We start from the raw sequence: 7,333 nt of genomic DNA, 5'->3' as shown, positions 1-7,333 counted from the left end.
CACGCCGACAAGATGCACGCCATGGCCAAGGCCCTGCTCGAATGGGAGACCATCGACGGCGAGCAACTCGACGACATCATGGCCGGCAAGCCACCGCGTCCGCCCAAGGACTGGACGCCGCGCAACCCCGTGGGTGGCGGCGGCAGCGGCGGCGGCTCGTCCACCGTGACGCCCGACCCGGCGCCCAACGCGGCCTGATCGCCAACAACACCCACACCACCCGAACGGGGCCCTCATCGGCCCCGTTTTCTTTTCCCGCCCACGTGAGCGCCATGCGCTGGATCACCACCCGCTTCGATATCGACCTCACCGAGCCCCGCGTGATGGGCATCGTCAACGTCACGCCCGACTCCTTCTCCGACGGTGGCCAGCATGCCAGCGCGCGCGCGGCGATCGTGCACGCCGAGCGGCTGGTGGCCGAGGGCGCGCAGCTGCTGGACATCGGCGGGGAGTCCACCCGCCCGGGCAGCCTGCCCGTGCCGCCGGACGAGGAGCTGGCGCGCGTGCTGCCCGTGCTGCGCGAGGCCTTGCGCCTCAACGTGCCCCTGTCCGTGGACACGAACAAGCCGGAGGTGATGCGCGCCGTGCTGGACCTCGGCGCCGACATCGTCAACGACATCTGGGCCCTGCGCCAAGGCGACGCGCTCGAGGTGGTGGCCACCCATCCGCGCGCGGGCGTGTGCCTGATGCACATGCACCGCGATCCCTTGACCATGCAGGTGGCGCCGCTGGAGGGCGACGTGCTGCCCGTGGTGCGCGGTTTCCTGCGCGAGCGCGCCCAAGCCTTGCGCGAGCGCGGCGTGGCGCGCGATCGCATCGTGCTCGATCCCGGCATCGGTTTCGGCAAGACGGTGGCGCAGAACTTCAGTCTGCTTGCGCGCCAGGCCGAGCTGCTGGACGAGGGGTATCCGCTGCTGGCGGGCTGGTCGCGCAAGTCCTCGCTGGGCGCGGTCACGGGCGTGCAGAGCCCCGCTGAGCGCGTGCACGCGAGCGTGGCCGCCGCGGTGCTGGCGGTCGAGCGGGGTGCGCGCGTGCTGCGCGTGCACGACGTGCGCGCCACGGTCGAGGCCCTCAAGGTGTGGCAGGCCGCACGCTGAAGGCGGCCGTTCACCCCAGGGGATCGCGATAATCAAAAGGTCACACAAAACAAGCCATTCCCAGGAGAACAAGACATGGCCCGGCAGTACTTTGGCACCGACGGCATCCGCGGCACCGTCGGTCAAGCCCCGATCACCCCCGATTTCGTGCTGCGCCTGGCGCACGCGGTGGGGCGCGTGCTCAAGCGCACCGAAACCCACCCCACGGTGCTGATCGGCAAGGACACGCGCATTTCCGGCTACATGCTCGAGGCCGCGCTCGAGTCGGGCTTCAACTCGGCGGGCGTGGACGTGCTGCTGCTGGGGCCGGTGCCCACGCCGGCGGTGGCCTATCTCACGCGCGCGCAGCGCGCCAGCCTGGGCGTGGTCATTTCGGCCAGCCACAACCCCTTCGCCGACAACGGCATCAAGTTCTTCAGCGCGCAGGGCACCAAGCTGCCCGACCAGTGGGAGCTCGATGTCGAGGCCGCGCTCGATGAGCCCCCGGTCTGGGTGCCGGCGGCCGGACTGGGCAAGTCGCGCCGGCTCGACGACGCCGCGGGCCGCTACATCGAGTTCTGCAAGAGCACCTGCCCGCAGAACCTGAGCCTCAAGGGCCTGAAGATCGTGGTCGACGCGGCGCACGGCGCGGCGTACCACATCGCCCCCGCCGTGTTCCACGAGCTGGGTGCCGAGGTGGTCAAGATCGGCTGCTCTCCCGACGGCCTGAACATCAACGCCGGGGTGGGCGCCACCCACCCCGAGGCCCTGCTGGCGGCGGTGCGTGAGCACGGAGCGGACTACGGCATCGCGCTCGACGGCGACGCCGACCGCCTGCAGATGGCCGACCGCCACGGCCGGCTCTACAACGGCGACGAGCTGCTCTACCTGATGGTGACCGACCGCCTGGCGCGCGACGAAGACGTGCCCGGCGTGGTGGGCACGCTCATGACCAACATGGCGGTGGAGGTGGCGCTCAAGGCGCGCGGCGTGCGCTTCGTGCGCGCCAAGGTGGGCGACCGCTACGTGCTCGAAGAACTGGAGCGCCACGGCTGGACGCTGGGCGGAGAGGGCTCGGGCCACCTGCTGGTGCTCGACCGCCATTCCACGGGCGATGGCCTGGTCTCGGCCCTGCAGGTGCTCTATGCCTGCGTGGGCAGTGGCAAGACGCTGGCGCAGCTGCTGGCCGACGTGACCCTGTTTCCGCAGACGCTCATCAACGTGCGCCTGCAGCCCGGGCAGGACTGGAAGACCAACCGGCGCCTGGCCGACACCACGCAGGCGGTGGAGGGCGAGCTCGGCGAGGCTGGCCGCGTGCTGATCCGGGCCAGCGGCACCGAGCCGCTGCTGCGTGTGATGGTGGAGGCGCGCGACGCCACCGTGGCCAAGGCCAGCGCCGAACGCCTCGCCGAGGCGGCGAGGGCCGCCTGATGGCCGCCGCTTTCTCGGTGCGCCGCGCCGACTACGGCCGCCCCAGCGACGCGCGCGCCATCGTGGCCCTGCTCGACGCCTACGCCAGCGACCCGGCCGGTGGCGGCGAGCCCCTGAGCGACTTTGCGCGCTCGCGGCTGGTGCCCGAACTCGCGAGCCGGCCCCACGCCTTCAGCGTGCTGGCCTTCGATGGCGAGGCCGCCGTGGGCCTGGTCAACTGCATCGAGGGGTTTTCTACCTTCAAGTGCCTGCCGCTGGTGAACGTGCACGACGTCGCGGTGCTCGCCAGCCACCGCGGCCGCGGCATCGCCGAGGCCATGCTGGCCGAGGTGGAGCGCCTCGCGCGCGAGCGCGGCGCCTGCAAGCTCACGCTGGAGGTGCTGTCGGGCAACGCGCCCGCCATGCGGCTGTACCAGCGCGTGGGCTTTGCGGGTTACCAGCTCGATCCCTCGATGGGGACCGCGCAGTTCCTGCAGAAGTGGCTGGACTGAGGCGCGGGCGCGCTCAGCAACTCAGTAGAGCAGGAAGGGTCGGCGCGCCTCGGTCCACGCGGCCTCGTCGGCCCGCGCCGGCGCGTCCAGTGCCTCGGGCGGCGCGTCCACATCGTCCACCCACTCGCGCAGCAGGGGGCCGCCGTTGATGAGATCGATGGCCAAGCGGTCGCGCTCGTACTCGTAGGGGAAGTCGCGCCACAGCGGGTAGTCGGGCCGCTGCAGGCGGATGGCACGAAAGGCCAGGGCCTGCAGGCGCCAGGGCTGGAAGGCCCCGTGGTCGTAGTGCGCGGGGTCTTCCACATGGATCTGCACGCCAGCGCACAGCTGGCTTGCGTGCTTGTGGAAGGTGGGCTCGAACCAGCATTCGCGCAGCACGCAGCCGCGCAGCCATTGCGGTGCGATCCGGCGCATGTCGGCCAGCAGGCGCGTGGTGTCGATGTCGGGGGCGCCGAACAGCTCCAGCGGCCGTGTGGTGCCCCGGCCTTCGCTGAGCGTGGTGCCTTCCAGCATGACCGTGCCCGCGTAGGCGCGCGCCATCGACAGGTTGGGCGCGTTCGGGCTGGGGTTGACCCAGCTGCGCTCGCCGATGGGCCAGCCGAAGCCCGGCGCCTCGTCCGGCCGCCAGCCGTCCATGGCGATCACGCGGTACTCCAGCGACAGGCCCAGCGTGGCGATGAACCACTGGCCCAGCTCGCCCATGGTGAGGCCGTGCCGCATGGGCATGGGGCCGGCGCCCACGAAGCTCTCCCAGCCCTCGCGCAGCGTGAGGCCTTCCACCGGGCGGCCCGCCGGGTTGGGCCGGTCCAGTACCCACACGGCCTTGCCCCGGCGCGCGGCGGCTTCCAGCACGTAGCGCAGTGTGGTGATGAAGGTATAGATGCGGCAGCCCAGGTCCTGCAGGTCGACGAGCAGCACGTCGAAGCTGTCCATCATGGCGTCGCTGGGGCGGCGCACCTCGCCGTACAGGCTGAACACCGGGATGCCCCAGCGGGGGTCGGTGTAGTCGGGCGACTCGACCATGTTGTCCTGCTTGTCGCCGCGCAGCCCGTGCTGCGGGCCGAAGGCCGCGCTGAGCTGGAGGTCGGGCAGGGCGGCCAGGGCGTCCAGGCTGTGGGTGAGGTCGCGCGTGACGGAGGCGGGATGGGCCAGCACGGCGACGCGCCGACCGGCCAGGGGCGCGCGCAGCGCGGGATCGTTCAGGAAACGTTCGATGCCGAATTGCATGGGCGGTGTGTTCAGTCGGCGGGCAGGCGCAGTGTCCAGCCCGCGGGGTCGTGGAAATCGGGTGTGGGTCGGGGGTGGTGCAAGGCCCAGTGCGAGACTTGGCCGTGCTGGTCTTCGATCACGGTGCTCAGGCCCAGCTGCCAGGGCCCGGGCGGCAGTTGCCGGCGATCGAGCACGGCGACGAGTTCGACGCCCTCGGCCGTGTCGCGCCGTTCGATCAGGGGCGCGTGCAGCGGTCCCCTCAGCGCATCGCGCACGCGCGTGCGGCTGAAGGCGTAGTCGGCCCACTGGCCCGAGGGGGAGAAGTTGAACTCGCGGTAGGCGCCCTGGCCGGGCTGGCCGATGAAGGCCTCGAAGCAGGTGTGGCGCCACAGGCCGTCGGCCATGCCGCCACCCTGGGGTTCGGGCCAGCGCACCGCGGCGGTGTCGCCGCGCACGCGGTAGTGCAGCACCAGCTCGCGCGGCTCGGCGCTCACCAGCACCGAGACCGACAGCTCGATGCGCGGCGATTCGGGGTGGGGGCAGAGGTTCAGGGCGGCGGACACGGGCGCCATTGTGTCAGCCCGTGCCCCGCGCCGAGTCACGGAACGGTCATTGGCTTGCCATGGGCGCGCCACGCAAGCGCCGCAGCATGAAAGGCCATGGACAAGACCTTGATCTCCGCGGCGCTGGCGCCGCCCATGGCCCCGCCCGCGCCCGAGCGTGCCAGCGGTCTGCAGGTGCGCTGGGCGCGCCACCTCGACGACGTGCGCGCGGCGCAGCGCCTGCGCTTCGAGGTCTTCGCGGGCGAGATGGGTGCGCGGCTGTCCACGCCGCTGCCCGGCCACGACATCGACCTTTTCGACGATTTCTGCGAGCACCTGCTGGTGTGCGATTCCGCGACCGGGGCGGTGATCGGCACCTACCGCGTGCTCACGCCCGTGCAGGCGCGCCGCGTGGGCAGCACCTACAGCGACACCGAGTTCGACCTCACCCGCCTGCGCCAGGTGCGCGATCGCATGGTGGAGCTGGGGCGCAGCTGCGTGCACCCGGCGCATCGCCAGGGCGGCGTGATCCTGGCCCTGTGGGGCGCGCTGGGCGACTTCATGCAGCGCAATGCGCTGGACGTGATGATCGGCTGCGCCAGCATCCCCATGCAGCACGACGGCCGCTTGGCCGCCAGCCTCTGGCGCCAGGTGCGCGAGCGCCACCTGGCGCCCATCGACTGGCACGTGCGCCCGCGCCTGCCGCTGCCGGTCGACCGGCTGGACGGCTCGCTCGAGGTGGAGCCGCCGGCCCTCATCAAGGGCTATCTGCGGCTGGGCGCCAAGGTGCTGGGGCCGCCGGCCTGGGACCCCGACTTCAACACCGCCGACCTGCCCATGCTGATGCGCCTGGGGGATCTGCCCGCGCGCTACCGCAAGCACCTGCTGGGGAACGCCTGATGCGATCCGCTTTTGATGCACTGGGTGGCTGGGCGGCGCGCTCGCGCCTGCCGGCCGGGGGCGGCGGCGCCCTGCCCATCGACCTGGGGGCCGACGACACCGACGATGGCGACACCACCCCCGACGGCCCGGAGCGCGCCCGCTTCCGGGCCGTTTTCATCTCCGACCTGCACCTGGGCACGGCCGGTTGCCAGGCGCGCCAGCTGCTGGAATTCCTCAAGCAGCACCCGAGCGAAACCCTGTACCTGGTCGGCGACATCATCGACGGCTGGCAACTGCGCCGCAAATGGTTCTGGCCGCAGTCGCACAACGACGTGGTACAGAAGCTGCTGCGCCGCGCCCGCAAGGGCTGCCGCGTGGTCTTCGTGCCCGGCAACCACGACGAGTTCGCGCGTCAGTTCGACGGCCACCAGTTCGGTGGCATCGAGGTCAGCAACGAAGCCGTGCACCTCACGGCCGACGGCCGTCGCCTGTGGGTGGTGCACGGCGACCACTTCGACGGCGTGATCCAGTGCGCGAAGTGGCTGGCCTACCTGGGGGACAACGCCTACGAGCTGCTGCTGCGCCTGAACCGCCACCTGAATTCGCTGCGGGCGCGCCTGGGCCTGCCGTACTGGTCGCTCTCGCAGTACCTCAAGCACAAGGTCAAGAAGGCCCTGAACTACGTGATGGACTTCGAGCGCGCCGTGGCGGCCGAGGCCCGCTCGCGCGGTTACCACGGCGTGGTCTGCGGCCACATCCACCGGCCCGAGATGCGCAGCATCGATGGCACGCTGTACTGCAACGACGGCGATTGGGTGGAAAGCCTGTCGGCCCTGGTGGAGCACCTGGACGGCCGGCTGGAATTGGTGCACTGGGCGCCGGGCGCCTTGCCCGACGGCATCGCGCATGGTGAAAACGCGCGCGGCCAAACCATAATCGGCGCATGACCGGCTCCGCCTCCATTCCGCGCTTTTCCCTTCTCGATCGCGACCACAGCATCCTCGCGTTCAACGAACGCGTCATGGACTGGGCGCGCCGCCCCGATGTGCCCGAACTGGAGCGCCTGCGCTACCTCAGCATCGTCTCCAGCAACCTGGACGAATTCTTCGAGGTGCGCATGGCGCCTCAGCTGGCGGCGGCCAAGGCCCACGAGACGCGCGGCCTCTACACCGCCCAGACCTTTGATGCTCTGTCGGCCAAGGTGCACGAGCTGGTGGCTCAGCAGTACGCCATCTACAACGATGAGCTGCTGCCCGCGCTGGAGAAGAAGGGCATCAAGATCGTCGCCCACAGCGAGCGCAACGCGCGCCAGCGCCGCCATGTGCGCGAGATCTTCCACAACGAGGTGCAACCCCTGCTGATGCCCGTGGGCCTGGACCCGGCGCACCCGTTTCCGCAGGTGGCGAACAAGTCGCTCAACTTCATCGTGCGCCTCACAGGCAAGGACGCCTTCGGCCGCGAAAACGAGATCGCCATCGTCAAGGTGCCGCGCATCCTGCCGCGCTTCTTCCGCCTGCCGTCGGTGAAGGGCTCGCGGCAGATTCATTTCGTCTCCATCTCCAGCCTGATCCGCACGCACCTGGGCGACCTGTTCCCTGGCCGCCAGGTGACCGAGTTTTCGCAGTTCCGCGTCACGCGCCACTCCGACCTGGCGGTGGACGAGGAAGAGGTGAAGAACCTGCGCACCGCGCTGCGCAAGGGC

General features: G+C 70.7%; 7 protein-coding genes and 2 pseudogenes. 7 read left to right on the top strand and 2 right to left on the bottom strand.

Translation table 11 applies throughout. The features are described 5' to 3' along the window. The 4 genes and pseudogenes from BGO22_RS16960 to BGO22_RS16945 form a co-directional block, all read left to right on the top strand. Nucleotides 1-198 (top strand): annotated as a pseudogene (locus BGO22_RS16960) (ATP-dependent zinc metalloprotease FtsH); the annotation flags it as partial. A gap of 74 nt (nt 199-272) precedes the next feature. Next, a complete protein-coding gene (folP, locus tag BGO22_RS16955; RefSeq protein WP_070398247.1) occupies nt 273-1,097 on the top strand; it encodes a dihydropteroate synthase in 825 nt (274 codons plus the stop codon). Nucleotides 1,098-1,172: 75 nt separating this feature from the next. Continuing rightward, a complete protein-coding gene (gene glmM / locus BGO22_RS16950; protein ID WP_070397999.1) occupies nt 1,173-2,507 on the top strand; it encodes a phosphoglucosamine mutase in 1,335 nt (444 codons plus the stop codon). Continuing rightward, the gene (locus BGO22_RS16945) at nt 2,507-2,998 is read left to right on the top strand and encodes a GNAT family N-acetyltransferase (RefSeq protein WP_070397998.1); all 492 of its coding nucleotides are present in this window, start codon (nt 2,507-2,509) and stop codon (nt 2,996-2,998) included. Before glmM ends, BGO22_RS16945 begins: the two co-directional genes overlap by 1 nt. A 21-nt stretch (nt 2,999-3,019) precedes the next feature. On the opposite strand, the gene BGO22_RS16940 is transcribed toward BGO22_RS16945, so the two are convergent. Together BGO22_RS16940 and BGO22_RS16935 are read right to left on the bottom strand one after the other, a co-directional pair. Next, nucleotides 3,020-4,225: an exo-beta-N-acetylmuramidase NamZ family protein gene (locus tag BGO22_RS16940; RefSeq protein ID WP_070397997.1), complete on the bottom strand. Its 1,206-nt coding sequence runs from the start codon at nt 4,223-4,225 to the stop codon at nt 3,020-3,022. A gap of 11 nt (nt 4,226-4,236) precedes the next feature. Next, a complete protein-coding gene (locus BGO22_RS16935; RefSeq protein ID WP_139146951.1) occupies nt 4,237-4,770 on the bottom strand; it encodes a DOMON-like domain-containing protein in 534 nt (177 codons plus the stop codon). Between the two features lie 135 nt (nt 4,771-4,905). Here BGO22_RS16935 and BGO22_RS16930 point away from each other — a divergent pair, with 135 nt between their 5' ends. From BGO22_RS16930 to BGO22_RS16920, 3 genes and pseudogenes are all read left to right on the top strand, one after another. Then, entirely contained in the window at nt 4,906-5,649 is a 744-nt protein-coding gene (locus tag BGO22_RS16930) for a GNAT family N-acetyltransferase (protein ID WP_254668122.1), read from the top strand. Beyond that, on the top strand, nt 5,649-6,578 hold the full coding sequence (locus BGO22_RS16925; protein WP_070397995.1) for a UDP-2,3-diacylglucosamine diphosphatase: 930 nt from the start codon (nt 5,649-5,651) through the stop codon (nt 6,576-6,578). Before BGO22_RS16930 ends, BGO22_RS16925 begins: the two co-directional genes overlap by 1 nt. Beyond that, nucleotides 6,575-7,333: pseudogene (locus BGO22_RS16920) on the top strand (polyphosphate kinase 1); the annotation flags it as partial. The gene BGO22_RS16925 and the pseudogene BGO22_RS16920, both read left to right, overlap by 4 nt.

The organism is Hydrogenophaga sp. 70-12 (assembly GCF_001897365.1).
GTDB classification, from domain to species: domain Bacteria; phylum Pseudomonadota; class Gammaproteobacteria; order Burkholderiales; family Burkholderiaceae_C; genus Hydrogenophaga; species Hydrogenophaga borbori.
The sequence above is the reverse complement of the archived record's forward strand: the minus strand, read 5'-3'. Positions and strand labels throughout refer to the sequence as shown.